This window comes from Methylocaldum marinum, assembly GCF_003584645.1.
In the GTDB taxonomy this organism is placed as follows: domain Bacteria; phylum Pseudomonadota; class Gammaproteobacteria; order Methylococcales; family Methylococcaceae; genus Methylocaldum; species Methylocaldum marinum.
Map to the genome: position 1 here is coordinate 4,897,742 of NZ_AP017928.1, position 23,770 is coordinate 4,921,511.

At 62.4% G+C, this 23,770-nt stretch carries 15 protein-coding genes and 1 CRISPR repeat array (1 of these 16 only partly in view); of the genes, 4 read left to right on the forward strand and 11 right to left on the reverse strand.

Annotated elements, in window-relative coordinates; genetic code table 11:
• From sS8_RS21840 to sS8_RS21855, 3 genes are all read right to left on the reverse strand, one after another.
• Positions 1-1,515, reverse strand: a complete 1,515-nt coding sequence (locus sS8_RS21840; RefSeq protein WP_145986648.1) for a hypothetical protein — start codon at positions 1,513-1,515, stop codon at positions 1-3.
• A complete protein-coding gene (locus tag sS8_RS21845; protein WP_119631612.1) occupies positions 1,502-3,622 on the reverse strand; it encodes a c-type cytochrome in 2,121 nt (706 codons plus the stop codon). Before sS8_RS21845 ends, sS8_RS21840 begins: the two co-directional genes overlap by 14 nt.
• A gap of 1,073 nt (positions 3,623-4,695) precedes the next feature.
• The gene (locus sS8_RS21855) at positions 4,696-6,408 is read right to left on the reverse strand and encodes a tetratricopeptide repeat protein (protein ID WP_119631614.1); all 1,713 of its coding nucleotides are present in this window, start codon (positions 6,406-6,408) and stop codon (positions 4,696-4,698) included.
• A 470-nt stretch (positions 6,409-6,878) separates the two neighbouring features.
• Here sS8_RS21855 and ilvB point away from each other — a divergent pair, with 470 nt between their 5' ends.
• The 3 genes from ilvB to sS8_RS21875 all read left to right on the forward strand — a co-directional run bounded on the left by ilvB (position 6,879) and on the right by sS8_RS21875 (position 10,858).
• Positions 6,879-8,546, forward strand: coding sequence for an acetolactate synthase large subunit (ilvB, locus tag sS8_RS21860; protein WP_119632951.1), 1,668 nt, complete (start codon positions 6,879-6,881; stop codon positions 8,544-8,546).
• A 512-nt stretch (positions 8,547-9,058) separates the two neighbouring features.
• Positions 9,059-10,024: an IS110 family RNA-guided transposase gene (locus sS8_RS21865; RefSeq protein WP_084161956.1), complete on the forward strand. Its 966-nt coding sequence runs from the start codon at positions 9,059-9,061 to the stop codon at positions 10,022-10,024.
• A gap of 381 nt (positions 10,025-10,405) precedes the next feature.
• A complete protein-coding gene (locus tag sS8_RS21875; protein ID WP_119631616.1) occupies positions 10,406-10,858 on the forward strand; it encodes a beta/gamma crystallin domain-containing protein in 453 nt (150 codons plus the stop codon).
• 389 nt (positions 10,859-11,247) lie between these two features.
• On the opposite strand, the gene ccmI is transcribed toward sS8_RS21875, so the two are convergent.
• The 7 genes from ccmI to sS8_RS21910 form a co-directional block, all read right to left on the reverse strand.
• On the reverse strand, positions 11,248-12,450 hold the full coding sequence (gene ccmI / locus sS8_RS21880; RefSeq protein WP_119631617.1) for a c-type cytochrome biogenesis protein CcmI: 1,203 nt from the start codon (positions 12,448-12,450) through the stop codon (positions 11,248-11,250).
• A 6-nt stretch (positions 12,451-12,456) separates the two neighbouring features.
• Entirely contained in the window at positions 12,457-12,909 is a 453-nt protein-coding gene (locus sS8_RS21885; protein ID WP_119631618.1) for a cytochrome c-type biogenesis protein, read from the reverse strand.
• On the reverse strand, positions 12,906-13,436 hold the full coding sequence (locus sS8_RS21890; RefSeq protein WP_197716603.1) for a DsbE family thiol:disulfide interchange protein: 531 nt from the start codon (positions 13,434-13,436) through the stop codon (positions 12,906-12,908). The genes sS8_RS21885 and sS8_RS21890 overlap by 4 nt, the downstream gene beginning before the upstream one ends.
• Before the next feature lie 233 nt (positions 13,437-13,669).
• Positions 13,670-15,646, reverse strand: a complete 1,977-nt coding sequence (locus sS8_RS21895) for a heme lyase CcmF/NrfE family subunit (RefSeq protein ID WP_119631620.1) — start codon at positions 15,644-15,646, stop codon at positions 13,670-13,672.
• Positions 15,643-16,098, reverse strand: a complete 456-nt coding sequence (gene ccmE / locus sS8_RS21900) for a cytochrome c maturation protein CcmE (RefSeq protein ID WP_119631621.1) — start codon at positions 16,096-16,098, stop codon at positions 15,643-15,645. Before ccmE ends, sS8_RS21895 begins: the two co-directional genes overlap by 4 nt.
• Positions 16,095-16,265, reverse strand: a complete 171-nt coding sequence (gene ccmD, locus sS8_RS21905; RefSeq protein WP_119631622.1) for a heme exporter protein CcmD — start codon at positions 16,263-16,265, stop codon at positions 16,095-16,097. Before ccmD ends, ccmE begins: the two co-directional genes overlap by 4 nt.
• Positions 16,266-16,865: 600 nt before the next feature.
• On the reverse strand, positions 16,866-17,705 hold the full coding sequence (locus tag sS8_RS21910; protein ID WP_119631623.1) for a class I SAM-dependent methyltransferase: 840 nt from the start codon (positions 17,703-17,705) through the stop codon (positions 16,866-16,868).
• 223 nt (positions 17,706-17,928) lie between these two features.
• Here sS8_RS21910 and sS8_RS21915 point away from each other — a divergent pair, with 223 nt between their 5' ends.
• Positions 17,929-18,945, forward strand: coding sequence for a class I SAM-dependent methyltransferase (locus sS8_RS21915; protein WP_170161208.1), 1,017 nt, complete (start codon positions 17,929-17,931; stop codon positions 18,943-18,945).
• Here the strand turns inward: sS8_RS21915 and sS8_RS21920 are convergent.
• A complete protein-coding gene (locus tag sS8_RS21920; protein WP_119631625.1) occupies positions 18,926-21,631 on the reverse strand; it encodes a PAS domain-containing sensor histidine kinase in 2,706 nt (901 codons plus the stop codon). The two genes, sS8_RS21915 and sS8_RS21920, sit on opposite strands and share 20 nt — an antisense overlap.
• Before the next feature lie 1,073 nt (positions 21,632-22,704).
• Positions 22,705-23,770: direct repeats of the CRISPR family, unit length 29 nt; it runs 2,688 nt beyond the window's last position.

Sequence of the window (23,770 nt, forward strand, 5' to 3'; positions counted from 1 at the left end):
TCAGAACTTGACCATCCATTCCATACGGAATCCGTACGCAAATCCCAGTCTTTCCTGCCCGGCCTGGAAGGCATCCAGGCGGAGTACGTGGCGCCGTCCGATGGCGCGCTGGTAGCGGGCGCCGAAGCCGATGGCACTTCTATCGGGGCCGCCATGGATACGCGAGCGGGCGCCGATTTCGAAAATGAGCTGACTGTCGATGCCGTCGAGAAACATCTGATAGCCGAGGGTGGCGCCGAGGCTGTCCTCGATGGATTGTCCCAGGGGAATGCCGTAGCGTCCCATGCCCACGGGGTTGTACAGGATGCCGAGATTGGCCACGGGGCTTCCCTGATCGGGACCGCGCGCCGCGGACGTAAAGCGGCCAATATTTCCGAAGGTGTTGAAATAGACCAGATGATCGGAACCCGGCAGCGTGCGGGAGAGTTGCGAGAGCAACAGCACCCCCCGGCCGACCGTGGGTGACCGGCCTCCTTCCGGGATGGATGCGTTGATCCGGAAGGTCGAATTCAGCGCGCCGAAGCGCTGCGTGCTGGACACGCCCGCATACCAGGCGTTTTCATCATGGCTGTCCCGCACGTAGAGAAGGTCCAGAGACAGGGTATTGTCCAGGGCGGTGTCGGCCTGGGCGAGCAAGCCGAGAACCGTCGCCGAATGCGGTTTCGTATAGGCGCCCTCGTTGTTGCCGCGGATAACATGGTCCCAGGCATAGAGGCCGGTCAGGCGCAGGTTCGCCAGGCCCGGAAGCGTCAGGGAATTTCGGGTAATGCCGACCATGTCGACGATGTCGTTCGCCAGCATGCCGTCCTGCAGGCGCAGGGTCTGGCGGCCCACCGAGAACCCGATGTCATAGGTATGGGAATCGTCGGGATCGAGGCCGGGAACGATCTCCCCCAAATCGCCTTCGAAGAACAACTGCGTTAATCGGGGGTTGAAATCCTCCTGCCAGCCCCGCTCGTCATCGGGCTCGAAGCTGTAGCCGCTGTAGCGGCCCGACCGATGATCGAGCGGCCGCATCGAGAACAACAGGCGCTCGGTGCCCGATAGGTGAAGGTTGCCGTGCAGATCGAGCCGATTGGCCCATTCGGAAATGCGTTTTTGTCCGTCGTCCAGGGTCTGCAAAGCGGTTCGAAAACTGCCGAACAGCAGGAACGAGGGCTGCAGCATCTGCCCGAACGGCGTTTCCAGCCCGGGTCTGATCGGGCCGTTCCCGAGAAACGGATCGCCCGCTTCGAAAAGCGGCTGCAAGCGATCGACCCGCGCCGCGGGGTAGGGGACGCGCTTGTCGGATAGACGCCACGGGTCTTCGCCGTTGAGCGCGCGGGCCGGATGGAACTCGACCGCATCGCGTCCCTCGGTAACGGGCGTGTCGCCGGTTCGAACCCCGGCCGCTGCCGGCGTCTGCGAAGTCGCGACGGCGCCGCTCGGTTCGGCGGCCACCGCCATGTGGCCCAGCAGCGCGAGGGTTGCCAGCCAGGTTCTGCGCCGCCGCGCGACGGGCTTATTCGATTTCAAGGTCACGCTCCCACAGCACCCGGTACAGTTCGACCAGCTTGTCGCCGATCGCCCGCGCGGATAAGCCGTACTCGAACCCCACGCCGGAAATCGCATGGATCAGATGCGGAGGCAGTTGGCCCGCCACCAGCTTGATGTTTAATCGATACGGTTTCTTGCCGGATAGCGTCTTCGGAGGCACCCGGTAATGCGCCCAGCGATGGCCCAAGGCCTCGATACTCTTCTTTTGCAGCCGCAGATCGGAAATACCGCCGTACAAAAGCGACGGCGTTTCGGAAGGACGCATGAAAATCAGGGGATTCAGGGAATAATTGGCCGGCAACAACTGTTCGCGGTCGCCGCCGTGGATCGTTCCGATCAGGATGGGCGAACGCAGATTGAAGAGTTGTTCGTCCAGCGGCAGCTCGCCGTTGTCCACATAACGGGAGTGCGGATCGCGGACGTCGCCGTTGGGGTCGAGGTCGCCGGAACGGAACAGCGGGGTTCCGTCGGCGTCGCTGACCTTGATCTGAAGGAATACGTTGCGTTCGGCGATCAGTCCCGAGGGCACGCTATGGCCGTCGGTCAGGTTTTTGACTTCCACCTCGAATTCGAGCCCTTTGTCCTTCTCCAGGAGGCGGACTTCGCCCAGCCCATAACCGTTACGCATCAACTCGGTCGCCAAGCGCCGGTTTTCCGCGAGCAATTCCAGTTGCTTGTCGATGATCCCCCGGGCAGCCCGCCGCTCTTCCGGATCCGCCCAGATGTCCGGGAATTTCGTGCCTTTCGGTACCTTGCTCTCGAAACGCTCGGTTCCCCAGCCGGCGTCGACGTCGAAACTCAGCCATTCCTCGGGTGTCGCGAATGCCTGCGCTTCCGGATTGATCGGAAAGATGCCCGGATGGACCAGGGAACTGTCCGGACCCGGGAACATATGATTGGTGCGCCGGGCGGGACGGGTGGGTTCGCCGCGCACGATGGCCGCGGGCGCGGGCGGGTAGTCGGCGGCGATTCCCGGCTTCGGTCCCATGTGACAGGACTGGCAGGTCGCTCCCCGCTTGGCCGCCGGGGTCTGCTTGTATTCGCTGAACAGATCTTCGAAACGGACGCCGTTGACCAGCCGGACATCATGGCAGCGGGCGCAGAATCCGGGTTGCCGCACCTGTTCCAGGAGCCGCGCCTCCCGGTGGGTTTTGGGCGGGTCGTCGGCGTGCGACTCGAGGACCCGCTTGAGTTCGCTGCCTTCCCGGGGGCCGTAGATCGGGCCGGTGATATCGCCCGGTTCCAGCGGAAAACGGCCGGTAATCTTGCCATAGGGCTTCGGAATCCGGTGGCAAACGACGCAGGTAATGCCTTCCAGGGCCACCTTGGAGCGCTCGCGGTTTTCCGTGAGGATCGGTTCGCCCCGATACATGCCGACCTGGGAATGGCAGCGCTGGCAGAAATCGCCCAGGGTGCCCTTGGTCAGATTCACCAGAGTGGCCTGGTAGGCGAGGAAGGTCGGGCTGATTTGCGCGAATGCGTGGCGGGATGCGGACCATTCCCGATAGATTTGCAGATGACAGCGCCCGCATTCCTGGGCGGATGGAAACTTGGCCTCGTCGAACAGTGCTGCGTGGGGTTCGTCGTCGAGGGATGCAGCAGGCTTCCCGGCGGTGCCGGCCGTCTTTTCCGTAGGCGGGGCGATTTGTCCGAATTCGGATCTGAGAAAATTCACCAGATGCCAGACATCGTCCTCGTCGAGGGCGGTCCGGAAACTGGGCATGCTGCCGCGGCCGGTTCTGATTTTGTAGAAAACGGCGCCGTCGGTCTGCTCCTGGGTTTCGGCACTTCCCAGGTTCGCGACCCTGGTTCCGATGTAGCCGGCCATGGGCCCATCTCCCTGGCCGCTTTCCCCGTGGCATTGGAGGCACTCCCTTGAATACAGTTCTTTCCCCCGCGCTGCGGACTCGGTGCTGAGGGGAATGGGATTCTGCATCCCGGCAAGACGGGGAGAGACACGCCAGCGCGCGACGCTTGTGGCGTCGGCGGAAAAACAGCTCGCTGCCGGAAGGAGGCTGAGGAAAAGCAGAACCGTTAAGGCTCGATAGGTCGGAGATAATCGGCTTTCCGCCGGAAATTTAGACATTATTATTTTTTATCCCGCCTCCGTAATCCGGAGGTCTTCGATTTCTTATCGTGTAACGAACCGTTCAGCGCGGTTCCGAACGGGCAAGAGCATTTTTATATCTACCGTATAGGCACTCGCGGGTAGGTCGGGAATCCGTTCCCGACGCCATGGCCCGACCGAGCGTCTGCGTCGGCAAGGGATTGCCGACCTACGACCGTGCACCCGGTAGGCCGGGAATCCGTTCCCGACGCCATGGCCCGACCGAGCGCCTTCGTCGGCAAGGGATTGCCGACCTACGAGGACTTGAGTCGATTTGCCCTGGCGGAAGGCGCCAACGACTTCCGCCAGGGCAAATGGATTAATGATCGATTTCCCGAAATGGTTGCGCGGATGACGCGTGCCCGACCGCCGGCCGCCGCCGATTGGTTCCTCCCCCCCACAACGGTGACGGAACGGTTCGGCGAGCGGCGCAATTACCCTTGCAGTACGCGCTGTCGTTGCAGTTGCCGTGCCATTGGGTTCTCGTATCCCAGGGGCTCGAAACTGGACTCGGCTGCCGATCCGGACTTCGGAGTTACTCTCATGTACAGGACGTTGAAGCCGTCGGCGGTTGGGCTAACTGCCTAAACCATGGTGCAGATCGGCGAATGCAGGGGGCATGACGATGCCTTGTCTGCAAGGACGGTTAATGGATGAATGTCCAGACATCCGAACCGGACATGACGACGCAACGGAGAAAAACCCTTCGATGTGTAGGGCAGATGACCCAGTCTACGGCATTCAGTGAAATTGCAAATGATTGTCTTTATTGATTGAAATCGATCAGGTGGTGAAATCCCATAATCGGCTGAGGCATTTCACGAAGCTATTGACCGATAATCGATCAGTTTTGAGAAAAACTTCGGCTGGGTTCCGATTCCGCAGACGACGTCGGGCACGGTGCAGGCGTCCGGCACGAGCGACCGGGTCGCGCGTCGAGCGCGGCTCCCTGTCGATCGATGCCGGCCCGCCGGTCTTCGTGGATCAGGTGGTAGAACGGCGTGAGCGCGTCGTAGAAAGCGGCGGCGGACATGCCTTGCCGGATCGGCCCGTCAAAGGCGCTCCATCCGGACGGGCTCGCCGCGGTCCGCCCGCGTTTTTGCCAATCGCCGTTCCGCGTCCGCTGCGGCGCTGTCCTTGCCCTGCTTTCGATACACCTCCGCCAGTGCCCAGAGCGCCCAGGCATCGTTCGGTGCAGCCCGAAGCGAGGCATCGAACTCCCGCTCCGCCCCGGCCGGATCGCCCTGAAGAAACCGCAGCGCGCCGACCGACCGGCGCACCGGGTAGTACCAGTACGGCGGCTCCATGTAAGGCAGCTTTTCCTGAAGCGCCGCCGCTTTCTCGAAGGTCGAGGCGGCGGTTGCGAGATCGCCCTCGGCTTGAGCGATGCGGCCCGAAAGAACCTCCTGGGCGATCCGCAGGATGTCCGCCGCGGGGACGCCGGCTTCCGTCAATCCGGACAAATCCGCTGTCTTGGCGATCCCGGTCAGGGCGTCGAGTTCGGCCCGCGCGTCCCGCGGTGCTCCCTTGGCCGCCGCCGCGACGCCTCGGGCATAGCGCCACATGGCTTGCACGTACGGGAACTCCGAGCCCGGATCGGCCAGCTTCAAGACGGTCTCGGGCGGGCCGAACTGGGCGTGGGCGAAGTATGGCGCGGCCTTGACCGGCTGTATCCAGGGTACCGCCCGGACGGTTTCGTCCGAGAGCACCTTCCCGAGCTTGCCGGCCGCAGCGAGCGCGGTTTTGCCGTCGCCCGCCATTTGTGCCGAGACCATCAGGAAATGAACGTTGTGCGGATAATAGCCTTGCGCGTAAATGCCCTTGGCGCCGGTTTCCTTTAGATAGGCCTCGTCCGCTTCGATGGCTGCACGGTTGGCTTCGAGAGCGTCCCGGTAGCGTCCGAGCCGGTAGTACAGATGCCCCGGCATGTGCACCAAATGTCCGGCTCCCGGCATCAGGCCGGCGAGGCGTTCGGCATGAGGTTCAGCCCGTTCGGGCCGGTCGGAGGCCTCCATCATATGGATGTAATAATGGATCGCGCCGGGATGGTCGGGGCTGTTCGCCAGCACCGTCTCCAGGACCTTCACGATTTCCGCCGTGTTCCCCTTGGGTTTGCGGCCTTGGTCCGCCCAGTAATCCCAGGGGGAAAGATCCATCAGGCTTTCCGCGTACAGCGTGGCGATATCCTCGTCCTTGGGAAAACGCTTGGCCAGCTTGCCCATTTCCGCGGCATAGGCCTGGTCCAGCCGCTTGCGGTCGGCCTTGGGATCCTTGGCATAGCGCTTCGAAAGCGCCTCGATCAATGCTTTTTCCCTGGGGCTCGCGTGCTTGGCGAGCGTTTTCGCTTGGCTGATCGCGCTCCAGGCCGGGCCAACCGCGGAAGTCTCCATCGGCGCGTTGATGTTCGGTCCCAGTACCAGGGCTTCACCCCAGAAACACATGGCGCACTTGGGATCGAGCTTCTGCGCCATGCGGAAGGCCCGCTGCGCCTCCAGGTGATTGAAGGCATAGGCGAGTCGCAAGCCCTGATCGAAAAATTGCTGGGCGCGAGCGTTGCTCGTGGTGATCTTGTAGCTCAGCGTACCGAGGTTGTCCCACAAGGGCGGTTCGCTGTCGACGTAAGCGGCCTGGGCGGCAGCGGTTTCCTTGGGATAATGGCCGGCCTCGGTGTGGACATGGCCGGCCGGTTCGGCGGCAAGTGCCGGCTGCGCGCCGACCAGCAGCCAGGCCAGCAGGCCGATGCCGATGGTATCGGAAAATGTCATGTTCCCTCCTCGTCAAAACACTGGGATGGCTGCGTTCGCTCAAACGGGAAACGCAAAACAATCGTTATTTATTTAGGCAGAAGAACCGAACCCTCTAGCTCCGAGCTTCGTGATCTCCGCTCGACTCACTGTTTGCCTTATATACCGATATACTGGAGCGGTCTTATGGCCGCAGTGAGATTGTAACAATGGCTTGCACGAAAAGACCCCGCTGAGCCAGAATAACCCTTCAACACGCTCTGAATATTTACTCGTCCCCAATCCGGTCCATGACCCTCCGTCACTTCGCCATTCTTCGCATCGTCGCCCTCGTGGTGGTCGTCGTCGTGCAAGTGGTGGTGACGCGCGCGCCGTCGTGGGTTGGTGATGAATAAGTAAACGATCTGATTCAACAACCCCCGCCGGCGCAAACCGGCGGGGTTTCTTTTTTGGGGCCTCCGCCGGACTCCGGCTCCACCAAGGAGAACCCCATGACCATACTTTCCGGCGCTCAACTCACCGTTCGCCTTCTCGAGCGGCAGGGGGTGCGCTTTGTCGCCGGCATTCCGGGCGGCGCCAATCTGCCGATCTACGATGCCTTGTCGAAATCCGCGCAAATCCGCCACGTCCTCGCCCGCCACGAACAGGGCGCCGGTTTCATCGCCCAGGGCATGGCAAGAGTCGATGGCACTCCCGGCGTGTGCATGGCTTCCTCCGGACCCGGAGCGACCAACCTGCTGACCGCCATCGCCGATGCCAAGCTCGATTCGATCCCGCTGGTGGCCATCACCGGCCAGGTGCCGCGCGGGATGATCGGTACCGACGCCTTCCAGGAGGTGGATACCTACGGTTTGACCATCCCCATTACCAAGCATAATTTTCTGGTCGACTCCGCGGCGGAGTTGCTCGAGGTTTTGCCGGACGCTTTCCGCATCGCGTGCTCCGGGCGGCCGGGTCCGGTGTTGATCGATATTCCCAAGGATGTGCAGACGGAGTCGATCGATGTGAGCGCGTGGCCGGAACCCGGCGCGCCGGACCCGGCTCCGCCGCTCGATATCGCGCTCGTCCAGCGGGCGGCGGACCTGATCGAGGCGGCGGAGCGGCCGGTTTTGTATCTGGGGGGAGGCGTCATCCATGCGGGGGCGTCGGGGCTGGCGTCGACGCTGGCCGAAAAAGCGTCGCTGCCGACCGTGATGACCTTGATGGCGCTTGGCGCGTTGCCGGCCGACCATCCGCTGTCGCTGGGCATGCTCGGCATGCACGGGGCGCGCTGTACCCATCTGGCGCTCGACGAATGCGATTTGCTGATCGCCGTCGGCGCCCGCTTCGACGACCGGGCGACGGGCAGGGTCGCGGAATTCTGTCCGCAGGCAAAAATAATCCACATCGATATCGATGCGGCCGAGCTGGACAAGATCAAGACGGCGCACGTCGGCATCCGGGGCGACGCAACCGCCGTGTTGCAGGCACTGCTGCCGAGAGTGCCGGCGCAAGACCGTGACGCGTGGATGGCCCGAATTGCCGAGCTGAAGCGGATGTTTCCCCTGAACACTCCCGGTATCGATGACCCGCGCACCCATTACGGCCTGATACGCGCCGTGGCCGAGAGCCTCGGCGACGAGGCCATAGTCGCGACCGACGTCGGCCAGCACCAGATGTGGGTCGCGCAAAGCTATCCTCTGCGCCGCCCGCGCCGCTGGCTGACTTCCGGCGGTCTGGGCACCATGGGCTTCGGCCTCCCGGCGGCGATCGGCGCGGCGCTGGCCGAACCGGACGCAACCGTGGTCTGCTTCTCCGGCGACGGCAGCATTCTGATGAACCTGCAGGAACTGGCGACCGCCGCCGAGGAGAACGTCAACGTCAAGGTGGTGCTGATGAACAACAACGCGCTCGGCCTGGTGCGCCAGCAGCAAACCCTGTTTTACGGCAAGCGCATCTACGCCTCGCGGTTTCGCGCCGCGCCCGATTTTGTCCGGGTCGCCGAGGGTTTCGGCCTGCGCGCGGTCGACCTCGATACGGCGGAAAATCCTAAGGCGGCTTTGCGTGATGCGCTAGCCTGGCGCGGCCCCTGTCTCATTCACGCCGGTATCGACGTGGAGGCCCAGGCCTTGCCCATGGTGCCGCCGGGTTGTTCCAACAAAGAAGTGATCGGAGGCTGAGCGATGTACGGACCGTTTTTATCCGAACAACGCGGCTCGGCGCGCGGTGCTGGAGCTGGACCTCGTCAACCATCCCGGCGTCGGGAAAGGATTCCCGACCAACAGGGCGGCACGGTCGTAGGTCGGCAATCCCTTGCCGACGAAGACGCTCGGTCGGGCCGCGTGGTGTCGGGAAAGGATTCCCGACCTACAGGGTGCACGGTCGTAGGTCGGCAATCCCTTGCCGACGAAGGTGCTCGATCAGGCCGTGTGGCGTCGGGAAAGGATTCCCGACCTTGTATTATGAATTCCGTGTGGTTCGGAAGGGGTTGGAGAAGACTCCCGACCGGTCACCCCAGGCCTGGAGGGCGCTCCAGGTTTGAGCGACTGGATGCCGTTCCCGCCCTTGGGACACCAAGCCCGTTGCGTAGATCGATGCAGCAGTCGCTCACCCTCATCGAGCGATCGAACAGTATCTTCGGCCCGGCTTGCCGGCAGCCCGCATTCACAAGGTAGATCATTTGAGGTTCATGATGCCCACGTTTTATCTCGGAATTGACGTCGCCAAAGCCAAACTGGACTGCGCGTTACGCCTCCCCAACGGGAAGTTCCGAACCAAAGTCATCGCCAACTCCCAAGACGGGTTCGCCACCCTCGTCACTTGGCTCACCGGCCCAGAGGCACGGAATGTTCACGTGTGCATGGAAGCCACTGGGGTGTATTGGGAAGACGTCGCCCAGTGCTTGGCTACCCAAGGGTTCACTGTCAGCGTCATCAACCCCGCCCAAATCAAAGCCTATGCCGCTTCCCGCTTAACCCGGACCAAAACCGATGCCGTCGATGCGCGCCTCATCGCCGAATTTTGCGCCGAACGCCATCCGCCTCCCTGGCAGGCGAGAAGCGAAGCCGAAATCGCCTTGCGCGCGCTCGTGTTGCGTCTGGATGCGTTGCAAGCCCTGCGGACCCAGGAAAGTAACCGCCTGGAGGTCGCCCGGGACGCGGTGCGCACCAACATTCAAGAACACCTGAATTGGCTCGATCAGCAGATCAAGAGCCTGATCAAAACCATCAATGAGCACATCGACTCTAACCCCGATCTGAAGGGAAAGCGCGAATTACTCGAGAGCATCCCCGGTATCGGGGAACGCACCATCGCCATTCTGCTCGCCTTCTATGCCGAGCCCAGCCGCTTCGCCAATAGCCGACAAGCCGTCGCCTTCGCCGGGCTCGACCCGCGCCGGCAGGAGTCCGGAACGAGCGTGAAAACCAAGCCGCGGCTGTCCAAAGTCGGCCATGCCTTCTTGCGCAAAGCCCTCTACATGCCGGCTATGGTGATCCTGTATAAGACCGCTTGGGGCCAGCCCTTCAAGAACCGGCTCGCGCTCTCGGGCAAGCCCGCCAAGCTCATCATCGGTGCCATGATGCGCAAGCTCCTCCAGGTCGCTTTCGGCGTCCTCAAGTCCGGAAAACCCTTCGATCCAGCACTCCATGGCACTTGACCCGGATAACAGTATCTACAGGGCGCACGGTCGTAGGTCGGCAATCCCTTGCCGACGAAGGCGCTCGATCGGACCGTATGCCGCCTGGAACGGATTCCCGACCGCGAGTGCCGATTCCCCGGTTGGGCGGGTCCGGCCTCGGCTGCAAGAAATCGGAACGATGCGGCCGAATCGCGAGCCTTGCCGAGCCGGGATCGCAAGCGTAATCTGACCCCGAGCCGCCGGCCGAAAGTCAATAACGGAGCCAGGCTTGGCAAAGTGTAGGAACTCGTAAGGTCAGGAGGGACTCCAAGTCTGCGGGGCTGCGTGCCAGGGAAGGGCGTTATCGACGGTCCGTTGCGGCTGTTTGCAGACCAACCTTCGAAACATAAGGAGTTTGCCATGTACACCAAGTTCGCTCCCAGGCTTGGCCGGTCCACGTCGTCTCTTTTTCTGGCGGCCGTGCTGTCTTCCGCGAGTTCGATGGCAGCCGGGAAGGAGTGCTGGCTCGATCTTTACGACAAGGCCGATTATCAGGGTTCCCATGTTCGCCTGAAAGGGCCGGCCGAGCTGTCCAACCTCAAGTCACTGAACGGCGAGGACTGGAGCAACCGAATCGAAAGCCTGGTTGTCGGTCTGGACGCCGAGGTTTATGCGTTTCGGCAGGAAGGATTCAAGGACGATCCCGAGGGGCCGATCAACCATCCTTACGAGCTCCAGGCCTGGGGCGAAAAGGACATCGCGAGTGCCCAGGATCTGAAGATCACTTTCGGACCCGGTGCCAAGCAACATCACCTTGGCGACCTGAATTTTCACCGCAACATCAATTCATTGAAGCTAAAGTGCCGGAACTAAGCGGGTATCGCGCAATCTGAAGACGCATTTTTCGGCAAAGGGAGGCGACCGACGGCGGTTTGTCCGCTCTGACAACAGTTCCCAGGGGTGCTACGGCAAACCGAAAAGCGGCCTAGAGTATTTTTATCTCTACCCTCCGGGAACGTGCAAGGGCGGGAGTCCGTTCCCGGCGCCGTCGTTGGGCCAATGGGTTTGTCGGCAAAGGATTGCCGACCTACGACCGTGCACCCGGTAGGTCGGGAATCCTTTCCCGACGCCCCGGCCCGGCCGAGCGTCTGTGTCGGCAAGGGATTGCCGACCTACGAATTACTCGAGTCGATTTACCCTGACCGACGGCGCCAACCACTTCCGCCAAGCCCGTTAGGCCGTATGAGCGAGATGAAAACGGTCTAGCGCCCCGGCTCCTCACCGACGACCCGGTCGACGACGATCTTGTAGTTTCCCTGGTCTTCCGGAGCCAAGGCTTCGCTCATTCCCTGCAGATCGCCGGCTTCGGCCTTGGGTTGTCCGCTCTTGGAAATGCGTGCACCGACCACGATGCGGTCGACCGAGGAGAGCGTCATGCCCTGCATCATGGACATGGAGTCGTCCAGCACCACTTCCACCGGCAGGTCCTTGGCCTGCTTGCGGACCACCGCCAAAGGCATGGGCGGACCTTCGGCCGCGCGGGCGAAAACGAACAGGGCATCGTCCGGCGAAACCCGGGTTTTGAGGTTTTCCGCCAGGCTCACCGTAACGCGGATCTGTTTGCCCGCAGCAGCTGCCGCGGGTGCCGGCGGCTCGGCCGGCGCGGAGTGGCCCTGGACCTGAGCGATGTATCCCGCGATCTGCTTGGCCTCTTCGCTGCCGGGCGCGAATTGCTTTTTCAGCCGTTCCCAGTATTCCACGGTCTTGGCCGAGTCCTTCCGTTCGGCGGCGGCGATTCCGGCCATCCAGAGCGCGGTCTGGTGATCCGGATTCTTCTTAAGAATTTCGTCGACGATTTCGGTCGGCTTGCCGGCCATGCTGCCCTGGTGGGTTTCCGCGAGTGCCTGGGCATACAAGGCCTTGACGTCGAGGTCCTCGGGCACGAGCTTCATGGCGAACTCATAGGCCGTCACCGCCTTGTCCGGCTGATCGGTCGCCTGCAGCGAGCGGGCCAGCAATACCCAGCCCTCCGGATCGTTCGGCTGCTTGGCCAGCCGTTCCGCCAGTTGGCGTATGCTGTCCTGGACCTCGGCCATGTTGTTCGGCGCCGGTGCGCCGATCAGGTCGATGCGGCCGAGCGCGAGGTAAAGCGTCAAGGCCAATACCGGCACGACCGCGAGACTGGCGAGGACGGCCCGGCGTCCGCGGGTGCTCGACGGCGCTTTCGCTTCTTCGGCAGCCTCGAGATCCCCGAGCAGATTCCGCTCGGATTCCGCGGTCAGGCGTTCCAGGTCCTCGGGGCTTGCCGCTTCCTGGGCGAGCTCGGTTTGCCGCTGCCGGTGGAGGAGGAGATTGAGTTTCGCCCGGTTGATCCGCCCGCCGTCGGTCTTGCCGAGGATGGCCGGAAGAAAAAAGACGTAGCCGAGCGTCAAGAGCAGTATGGCCGAAAGCCAGAACCCCATCATCGATATTTACCCTTCGAGATTGTTTCGAAGCCGCTCCAGGCGCTTCTTTTCTTCATCGGTCAGTTCCAGGTCTTCGCCGGTGTTACGGCGCTTCACCTGGCGCCAGAGAAAAGCGCCGCCGCCGGCCAGAAGCAGGAACGGGCCGATCCACAGAAAAGCCGTCGTCATCTTGAACGGCGGGCGGTAGAGCACGAAATCGCCGTAGCGGTCGGTCAGGAATTTGACCGCTTCCTGTTCGCTCTTGCCGCTTTGGATGATGGTGTAGACCTCGTCCCGCAGGTCCCTGGCAAGATCCGCGTCGGAATCGGCCAGGGATTGGTTCTGGCAGACCAGGCAGCGAAGCTCTTCGATCAGGTTTTCGTAGCGCTGTTGCTTGGCCGGATCGTCGAACTCGCGGATCTCGATGGCTTGAACGGTGAAGGGAAGAATCAGAAGGAACGGCAGTAACCGGTGCATCATGAAGATTTGGACTGTAATTGGCGGATCAGGGGCAGCAGTTTGTTTTCCAGGATTTCCGGCGTGATCGGCCCGGTCTGTTTATGGCGGATGATGCCGTCGCGATCGACGACGAAGGTTTCCGGCACGCCGTACACGCCCCAGTCGATGCCGGTCTTGCCTTCGGGATCGAAGGCGCTGGCGGTATAGGGATCGCCGAAGCGTTGCAGCCAGGCGAGGGCGTTATCCCGCTCGTCCTTGTAGTTGAGGCCGTAAATGGGAACGATGTTTTGCCTGGCGAGTTGCAGCAGCACCGGGTGCTCTTCCCGGCAGGAGGTGCACCAGGACGCCCAGACGTTCACCAGGCTCACCTGGCCCTTGAGATCGTCGGTGCCCAGCGTCTTGCCGGCGTCCGCCACCTGGGGCAGGGCGAACGCGGGCGCGGGTTTGCCGATGAACGGCGAGGGTACCTCCCTGGGGTTCAAGGTCAGACCGATGCCGAGAAAGATCACCATGACGGCGAACACGGCCAATGGAATGAGATAGCGCATGATGGGTTATGAAGATGCGGTTACGAGATGGGACGTACGATCTATAAATCGGCAAAAATAGTTGGTGAGTATACGCTCGTTCCCAATCTCCCGGCTGGGAACGCTACCCTGGAAGCGTTCGCTTCCCGAACGACAGCAAGCCGGAGCAAGATCGGTGCGGTTCGTGCCTCACCACACCCTACGTGACTACAAACGGGTGGCTTCCCCATGCTCAACGCTGGTGATCTTTACGCTCACGCCGGCTTGCTTTCCGCCGACGCGCTCCAGGCTTCCGCCGGGCGGGTCGCCAAACGGTAGCGGCGATCCGCGGCGGAGAACAGGCCGCCGGTCATCATCAATAATCCGCCCAGCCAGATCCAGCGGATGAACGGCTTGTAATAGAGCCGCACGCTCCAGGCGCCGGCATCCATGCGCTCGCCGAGCGCGACATAGAGATCGCGGGTAAGGCCCGGATCGATCGCCGCTTCGGTCATGGTATTGCGCTGTACGCGGTAAACACGCTTTTGCGGCCGGAGTTCGGCCACCTCCCGGTCGCCTCGCTGCACACGGAAGTCACCTTGCTGAGCGATGAAATTGGGGCCTTGCACCTCGGTCACGCCCTTGAAGGTGAACGTGTAATCGCCCAGCGCCGAGGACTCGCCCGGCGCGAGCCGCACGATTTTTTCCTCGCTGTAGCGGTCGGACAGGACGACGCCGGTGAGAAATACCGCGATGCCGATATGGGCCAGGGTCATGCCGTAGACGCTGCGGGACTGCGTCTTGAGGCCCTGAATCGCGGATTCGCGCAGACGGACCCGGTTCCAGAGGCTTAACAGTGCGCTGGCCGCGAGCCAGAACGCCATGCCGAGTCCCGCCATGGTCTTGATGTCCTTGGCGTCCCAGAATAGCGCGGTGGACACCACGCCCAGCACCAGACTTCCGAGCAGCACATAGCGCACGCGCCGCCCGATCTTGCCGAGGTCGGCCTCGCGCCAGGCGAACATCGGCGCGATGCCGGCCAAAAGAAAAATAGGCGCCATCAGCGGGCCGAACACGCTGGCGAAATACGGCGAACCGACCGAAATCTTGCCGAGTTGCAAGGCATCGAGGACCAGGGGATAAAGCGTTCCGAGCAGAATGCTGGCGGCGGCCGTGACCAGCAGGACATTGTTCAGCAGCAGAAGATTCTCCTTGGACACGAAGCTGTAGCGCACCCGGTCCTTGACCGTCGGCGCCCGGGCCGCGTAAAGCAGCAACGAGCTTCCGACGACGATGGCCAGGAAAACCAGAATGAACAGCCCGCGCGCCGGGTCCGAGGCGAAGGCGTGCACCGAGGTCAGAACGCCGGAACGGACCAGGAAGGTTCCGAGAAGGCTCAGCGAAAAGGCGAAGATAGCGAGCAGCACGGTCCAGGCCTTGAAAGCGCCGCGCTTTTCGGTGACTGCCAGCGAGTGGAGCAGGGCGGTCGCGACCAGCCAGGGCATGAACGAGGCGTTTTCCACCGGGTCCCAGAACCACCAGCCGCCCCAGCCGAGTTCGTAATAGGCCCACCAGGAGCCGAGCACGATGCCGAAGGTCAGGAACACCCAGGCGATCAGGGTCCAGGGCCGCGACCAGCGCGCCCAGGCCGAATCCAGGGAACCGCCGAGCAGGGCCGCGATGGCGAAGCTGAAGGCTACCGAGAGCCCGACGTAGCCCATGTACAGCATCGGCGGATGAACCGTCATGCCGACGTCCTGCAGCAGCGGATTGAGGTCGTTGCCGTCGGCGGGCGGCGGGAAGTGGCGCTCGAAGGGATTGGAGGTCAGCAGGATGAACAGCAGGATGCCGACGCTGATCAGCCCCATGACACCCAGGACGCGCGCCAGGAACTCCTCGGACAGGCTGCGGCTGAAGATCGTCACCATCACCGTCCATAGCCCCATGATCAACGCCCAGAGCAGCATCGAGCCCTCGTGGGCGCCCCAGGTGGCCGAAATGCGGTAATAAAGGGGCAGGGCGGTATTGGAGTTCCGCGCCACGTAGAGCACGGAAAAATCGTGGTTTACGAAACTCCCGATCAGACAGACAAAGGCCGCGGCCAGGAAGAAAAACTGAGCACGCCCGGCGGCGCGTCCCATCGCCATCCACACCGGCACGCCCCGGGCCGCGCCCAGCAGCGGAAACACCGACTGCAACAGCGCCATGAACAGCGCCATGATCAAGGCGATATGCCCCAGTTCCGCGATCATTTCCGGTAATCCTTATAACTGCCGGACATCTGACCGCTTTGCTTCAGCGCGTCGGCAACTTCGGGCGGCATGTAATTTTCGTCGTGCTTGGCGAGCACTTCGCTGGCTTCGAACACGCCGGCCGTATTGATTTGTCCGACCGAGATGATGCCTTGGCCTTCCCGGAACAAATCAGGCAGGATTCCGCTGTAATGGATGGGAACCGTAGAGGTTCCGTCGGTGACGGAGAAGCGTACCGTCAGGCTGTCCGGTTCGCGCTGGACGCTGCCCTCGACCACCAGTCCGCCCACGCGGAACGGGTAACCCGTTGGCGCCTCGCCGGCGGCAACCTGGGACGGCGTATAGAAATACAGCAGATTCTTCTGGAATGCGGTGAGGGCGAGAAACGTCGCCAGGCTGACGCCGACCAGAATCAGCCCGACCACGACCATGCGGCGGCGGCGCGGGGTCATGTCCGTCTACCCTCCTGCTTCGCCCGGCGCGCGATGCTCTTGATGACCTCGGATTTCCGGCGAACCGCCCAGAACAGATTGAGGCCCAAAACGACAAACATCAAACCGTAGGACGTCCACACATAAAAGCCGTAGCCGCCCATGGAAAAAAAATCTTGCCAATTCATGGAATCGATTGAAGCTCGTTAAGACTTTAGCCCGCTATTAAATCATATCGAGACGATAATAATGGCTCGACAGACGTAAATCCCGGAAAACGGATGGATTCGGATATTTCCCGAAAAGTCGATCGCTCGATCGGACTGTCTAGGACCCGAACAGTTCCCCGTGCGTTTGCCGACAATAACTCACGTTTCACAAGGAAACGATTGTAGAGTGGGTCGGGCGCGCACTGCCACAACCTTTTTATGCTCGCCGGATTTTCCGCGCGCCGCAACTCGTCGGTTCCGCGGCCGCACCCGGCCGTAGCTTATTCCATTCGGCATTTGAGAGAACCTTAATCGGATGGGTAGAGCGAAGCGAAACCCATCGATGGCGGTTTAGCCCTTCGACAACAGGCTCAGGACAGGCCCTTCGACAGGCTCCGCATAACCCACCGAGTGACGTCGAATCGGTGGGTTATGGCCTTGCGGCCTAACCCACCCTCTCATAGCCCAGTCAAGTCCCAAATTTCTGGTTTCACGGGGTCCTCTTTGGCAGCACGAAACCTGGGCGCCTTCAAAAACCTACACCGGAATCGGAACTTGACGCCTCGACCGAACAGTTCCTTAGCCGGGTTTCTCGAAAGCCAGCACCAAATAGCGCAGAAGCCCCAGGCGGCTCGCCCATTCGGCGAACAGGGTCTCGATGATGGCCGACACCGTTTTTACGTTCATGTCCTTGGCCAGCTTCCGCACGAAATCGTAAGTGGGCAAGGTGTTGGAGGTAATGTCCTGTTCGTGCCGAACGATGAATCCGGTTTCCTCGGCCAGGCGGCGATAGTCCCGCAAGGTGTTGTGAAACTTGCAGCGTCCGTAAAAACCGGCCGAAGCCGGCCAGCGGGAGGCGAAGCTCATGGCGGGACGCAGCAAGCGCGTCGGGACGAAGTCCGACAGAGCCAACCGTCCGCCGGGCTTCAATACCCGGTAGGCCTCTTCGAAAAACCGCTTCCGGCTCGGGAAATGGAAAATGCATTCGACGGCGAGAACGGTGTCGAAACTCCGGTTGGCGAAAGGCAGGGTGCAGGCGTCGGCCTGGATCCAGTTCAAAACGCTTCCGGGCTCTGCGGAAACGCGCTGTTCCGCGCGCCGGAGCTGGCGCCTGTCGATATTCAGGCCGGAAAGGTCGATGTTTCGGAATCGGCCGTTGAGGCTCGCGACCGTGCCGCCGAAGCCGCAGCCCGCGTCCAGGATGCGCTGTCCGCCGTGGACCCCGGCCGCCGTATAAACCCGTTCGGTAAGCCGCTCGGCCGCCAGCGCGAAATCCTCCGGGGAGCCGTCCGCCAGCTCGGGTTCGGGCCAGTATCCCCAATGGACATGGCGTCCGAAAGCCTGTTCCAAGGCGGGATGGCCTTGATCCAGGAGATTCAGAAGGGCGTCGAAATAGGGGAGTTTGACCGGGCTGGACATGGGTTCTCGCGGAAACGGGATGGGACCGTATGCCTGTATACTACCAATAGGGCGGGCAAAAATGAAAAATCCGTCGTCGACACAGGATGGCCGAGCAACGTGTTCGAGCGATGCGGACTGGGTAGGCCGGGAATCCCTTCCCGGCGCGGTTGCCGGCCTACGGCATGACGAAGTGAAAAACGCTTCGTTCCGACAGTTACCCCACTTCCCACACCGATATCTCATGAATCCCCAAGCTTCGGCCCTGGACAAATTTCTCGATCAACACGCTTTCCAAAGCGAAGGCGACATTCTGATCTTCCGTGCCGTGCCCGGCGATTATCTCCGGCGGTTCGCCGGACGTACGGTATTGTGCCGGCAGACCTACAAGCCTGATGCCGAAGCTTTGGCCGGACTCGGTGTCGAGGTGGTCACCGATTCCGATGCGCCGGCCGGTCTCTGCATCGTTTTCGCAACCAAGCACAAGGAAGAAACCCTGTACCACATGGCGCGAGCGGCATCCCAGCTGCACGAGGGCGGATCGCTGGTGGTCACCGCCGCCAACGACCTGGGCGCGTCCTCGCTGGAAAAACGCTGTGCGGAACTCCTGGGCGGCGTTCAGTCGTTCAGCAAGCACAAATGCCGGGTATTTTGGGGAGCCAAGGCATCGGCACGGCTCGACCGAGCGCTGATGGCGTCGTGGCTGCGGGGCGGCGAACTTCAGCCGATACCGGGAACGGACCTGGTGAGCCGTCCCGGCGTATTCAGCTGGAACCGCATCGATCCCGGCTCGCGCCTGCTCGCCGAATATCTGCCCGATGACCTGGCAGGATGCGGGGCCGACCTCGGCGCCGGTTACGGGTATTTGAGCCGCACGCTGCTGGCCCGATCTTCCGCGGTTGCCGAGCTGCACCTGTTCGAGGCGGAGCACAAGGCCCTGGAAGCCGCCCGTCTCAACCTGGCCGGATTCGCTTCCTCGGTCCGGCTGCATTTCCACTGGCATGACGTTACCGCGGGGCTGCCCGTCGAGCGCCTCGACTTCGTCGTCATGAACCCGCCGTTTCACGCCGGCCGCGACGCGGAGCCCGGTCTGGGCCGGGCGTTCATCCGCGCGGCGCTGACCTCTCTCAGGCCCGGCGGCTGCCTCTACTTCGTCGCGAATCGGCATCTGCCTTACGAAGAGACGATCCGAGGGTTGGCGGGGAGCGGGAAAACCCTGGCGGAACGGGAGGGCTACAAAGTCATGAAAGTGTGGAAATAAGCGGCAGCCAAACCACGAACTCGCTGCCTTTGCCGAGTCCTTCGCTTCTCGCCTCTATTCTGCCGCCGTGCAGCTCCACGATTTTCCGGACGATGGTCAAACCCAGGCCCAGCCCGCCCTGCGCCCGGTCCAGGGTACGCTGGCCCTGGGTGAAGATATCGAACAGATAGGGCAACAGATTGCCGGGAATGCCTTCTCCGGTGTCGCGCACCGAAATCACCGCGTCGCCGCCGTCGCGGGTCACCGTCAGCCAGATCCTGCCGCCGTGCCGGGTGTACTTGGCCGCGTTGTTGAGCAGATTGGACACCACCTGAGTCAGCCGCACCGGATCGCCTTCCAGCGGCATCGGCGCCTCGGGCATCGATACCGAAAGGGTATGCTCGTGAGCTTCGATAAATGCATGACTGGTTTCGATCGCCCGCCGGATGACCGTGGCAATGTCCAGCGGCGCCTTGTGCAGGCTCAGCTTGCCCTGAACGATGCGCGACACGTCCAGGAGGTCGTCCACCAGCCTGGCCAGGTGATCCACCTGCCGGTCCACGATGTCGCGGGCCCAGCGTAACTTGGGATCGTCGAGGTCGAGCCTGCGCATGATCTGCACGGCATTGCGGATCGGGGCCAGCGGGTTCCGAAGCTCGTGGCCGAGCATGGCGAGGAATTCGGTTTTCCGCTGATCGGCTTCACGGAGCATCTGCTCCGCTTTTTTGCGCTCGGTGACATTGGTATGCGAAATCACCGCCGCGCCGGGGGGCACTTGCAGCGGTGTGACCTGCATGACGAACCAGCGCTCCCGGTCCGGGGCATGGCAGGGATATTCCAGCGTGAAATTGTCCCGTTCGCCTTTCAGCACGCTCAGTATGCCGGCGTATGCCGACCGTGCGCCGCCCGAAGCGACTTCAGAACCGGCTCGGCATACCCTTAGGTAATTCGCTCCGACCTCCGTGTTCGCAACCGGCGCTCCGGGGTACGGACCGTTTTCGGCCGCGAAGCGCCGCCAGGCCCGGTTTACGGCCACGATAATTCCTTCGTGGTCCACCACGGCCACGTGCTCGAGCAGGGAGTCGAGTATGGCGCGATTCAAGGCTTCGCTGGTTTTCAGGGCTTCCCGGGCTTTTTCGCTCTCGGTGATATCGAGCCCGACGCCGCCCACGAATTTGTTTCCGGCGGCATCCTGGAAGGGAAACTTGAAAATCCACCAACAGCAGCGCTTTCCATCGGTGTCCGGCGCTTCCTCGGTCATTTCGACGGTTTTACCGAGAATCAGGGCTTCCCGATCGTTCTTTCGGAATTGCGCCGCGAATTCCGGCGGCCAGAGTTCGAAATCCGTTTTCCCGAGCCAGTCCTCCAAGCGTACCCGCAGCCGCTCCTGATAGGTCCTGCTGAGATACGCGTAACGCCCCTCTTCGTCCTTGACCCAGGAAACCGCCGGACTGTTGTCCATGAAGGCGTGAAACCGCGTCTCGCATTGCACGAAATCCAGCACCAGCGGCGTGACGTCGGCCAAGGCGGCGACCGCCCCGCGCGCGGAGCCGTCGCGATCGAACAGCGGCCTTGCCCGGCCGGCGAGATAGTGGCGTTCGCCCGAGGGAAATACGAACTCCAGCGCCGTTTCTTCGACCGTTCGGCCGGTTGCGATAGCCTCTCTTAGCGCCGATTCGACGGGGGGGGACGGGATATCAGGCCGAGCGCGCGCGATGTCCGTCCCGGACGGGCGTTCCGCAGTCCCGCCGAATTCTGATTCGGCAGCGACGCCCAGGAAAGCCTCTGCCGCGGGATTGCCTCTTACCGTTGCGCAGCCGGCGTCCTCGGCGATCCATACCGGTATCGGAACTGCGTCGAACAGAACCGACAGCACTTCATTGCTTCGGCGCAACGCCTCCTCGGCTCTCTTGCGCTCGGTAATGTCCTGGACGAAGCCGTGAGCGAGAATGCAGCCGTCCGGTTCGAGTTCCGGTATGCTGCGCCCCTCGACCCAGATTTCGCCCTTGACCGGATGATTCACCCGCCATTCTGCCCGCCAATGCGACAGGGTGCGCGCCGACGCGGCCATCGTGGCGTGCAAGTATTCGAGATCGTCGGGATGAACCAGGGCAAAGGCCGGAGCCGCATCCTCGGCTACGCTTTCGGGCGGAATGCCGATGATTTCCGTCCACCTGGGGCTGGCGTAGGGAAGACAAGACGTGCCGTCGGGCCGTAGTCGAAACGAGCAAATGGCGAGCGGCACCGTGGCCACGATATTGCCCAGCTGCTCCGCCAGCTCGGCTTGCCTCTCCCGGGTCTGCCGATGTTCGGCTATCTCGGCCTTCAATTGCGCCTTCCGTTCAAGCACTTCGTCCAGTGCCTTCCGCTCCAGCGCCCGCAGATGCGAGACCACCAGGCTCATCAGCGTTCCGACCGTCAACAGCAGCGCCAGGCGGAGCTGCTCTCGTTCCGTCTCGACATAGAGCGAATTGTAGGGCTCTTCCAGAAAGTAGGCGCCGGCGACGGCGCTCAATACGGTCGTCGCGAACCCGGCCCGAAACCCGCCCAGCCAGGTCGCGAACAGTACGGCGACCAGAAAAATAAGTAGCGGAGGGGCTCCGTCGAAAATCGGCTGCAAGGCCTTCAACACCGGCAGTACGGCAAATGTCGTCAGCACCGCCGAACCATAGCGGGTTAAGAATAGGCGCTTGATTTGACCAGCCATTCTTCTACGACTTTTTCTTGGGAATTCAGCAGTTCATGGACCTGGGCATCCCGGACACCGGAATGACGGGAAATCGGGTGCGAGTTTGGGGCTCCTTTGACGGTATCCGGAACGTAGAGGCGTGAATGTGGGTACTCAATCGTTTCGAACAAGGCGAAGCGGTGTCGGCGGAAGGATGTCGCCCCTCTCCCCGAACGGATCTTGCCGGGGGGCGCATCCGGCAACAGAAAATTTGCAAACTAATTGAAAACAGCGGGCTCCAGGCATTCCAGGCTGAACATTATCAAGGACTTCGGGTGGGGCTTGAACTGGTAGAACAACGTATGAAATTCGAAGGACGCAAGCCGATGGCATTACCCCGGAAGCACCCCGGAACCTTCTCGGCGCGTGGGCGACGCGCACCGGCGCCACGAGGCGTGTGGGAAACGTCGCGCGCGGACCGAGGGCGAGCCCGTCCTGAATATCGTCGAAGGAGCACCCGGAATGCAGTTTTTCCCTCCGGCAGAATTCGGCGATGATGATGGTGGCAGCATGTAGGATGCGGTGAGGCACGAACCGCATCGTTTGGAGTTTTGCGCCCTGTCTTCTCGGAAAGGCATTGTAAAACCGGAAATGCCGGCATCCAGGGCACAAGGATGTGATCCGCTCCATTCGTCCCTGGCGTCCGGAATCATGCCGGACCGTTCTTGTACGGCACCCTTCGGGCGGCTTTCGCCGTGCACGTGGGGGTGAGCGGCGGGCTTAGGAGCCGCGAACGCCCGCCCCGGACGGGCGGGCTGGCTGAGGCCACAGGGAAGTGTCCTTGAGGTGGGGTGGAATAGACCACCCGGTTCATCCCCACGCACGTGGGGGTGAGCGGCGGGCTTAGGAGCCGCGAACGCCCGCCCCGGACGGGCGGGCTGGCTGAGGCCACAGGGAGGTGTCCTTGGGGTGCCGTGGAACAGACCACCCGGTTCATCCCCACGCACGTGGGGGTGAGCGGCGGGCTTAGGAGCCGCGAACGCCCGCCCCGGACGGGCGGGCTGGCTGAGGCCACAGGGAGGTGTCCTTGGGGTGCCGTGGAACAGACCACCCGGTTCATCCCCACGCACGTGGGGAACACTTCAGCCGGAGATTGCCGGAACTTAGGCGGTCCGGTTCATCCCCACGCACGTGGGGAACACATGTACTCCACGTGCGGGCCCTTGGCATAGGCCGGTTCATCCCCACGCACGTGGGGAACACCGTCGGTTCCGTTTGAGGCGGGTCATTCGGATCGGTTCATCCCCACGCACGTGGGGAACACGCGAGTCCGAGCGCACGGAGTCCCAAGCGCCCGCGGTTCATCCCCACGCACGTGGGGAACACGCGAGTCCGAGCGCACGGAGTCCCAAGCGCCCGCGGTTCATCCCCACGCACGTGGGGAACACTTAACGCAATCCCCGTCTTTCGAAACCGAGTCCGGTTCATCCCCACGCACGTGGGGAACACGTCGATTCGGAGTACCGCGAGACGGCCTACCGCGGTTCATCCCCACGCACGTGGGGAACACATCCGGCAGGGGGAGCTTCCTGCTGTGCATGGCGGTTCATCCCCACGCACGTGGGGAACACAGCCGGTTGATGACGGCGACAACGTTCTCGGCCGGTTCATCCCCACGCACGTGGGGAACACCGCCCCATGATGACATCCAGCGCCTCGGCCAGCGGTTCATCCCCACGCACGTGGGGAACACCTAAGCGCGCCCCACTGCGTCGCTTGGAGGTACGGTTCATCCCCACGCACGTGGGGAACACAGTGGAATACCACCCGGTATATATCGGAGTGCCGGTTCATCCCCACGCACGTGGGGAACACGCGTCAGGGAAAAAACGTAACGGTTTCGAGCGTGGTTCATCCCCACGCACGTGGGGAACACCGTCCAGGTTAATTTGCTCGACGGTGGCCCCACGGTTCATCCCCACGCACGTGGGGAACACTACAGCATCCGGATTTCGGACGCATCCCACTGCGGTTCATCCCCACGCACGTGGGGAACACGTTGACTGTCGATTTCCCGACCGTTGGGATTGCGGTTCATCCCCACGCACGTGGGGAACACGGCGCGTTCGCGGCTGGGTTTTCCGGGGTGTCCGGTTCATCCCCACGCACGTGGGGAAC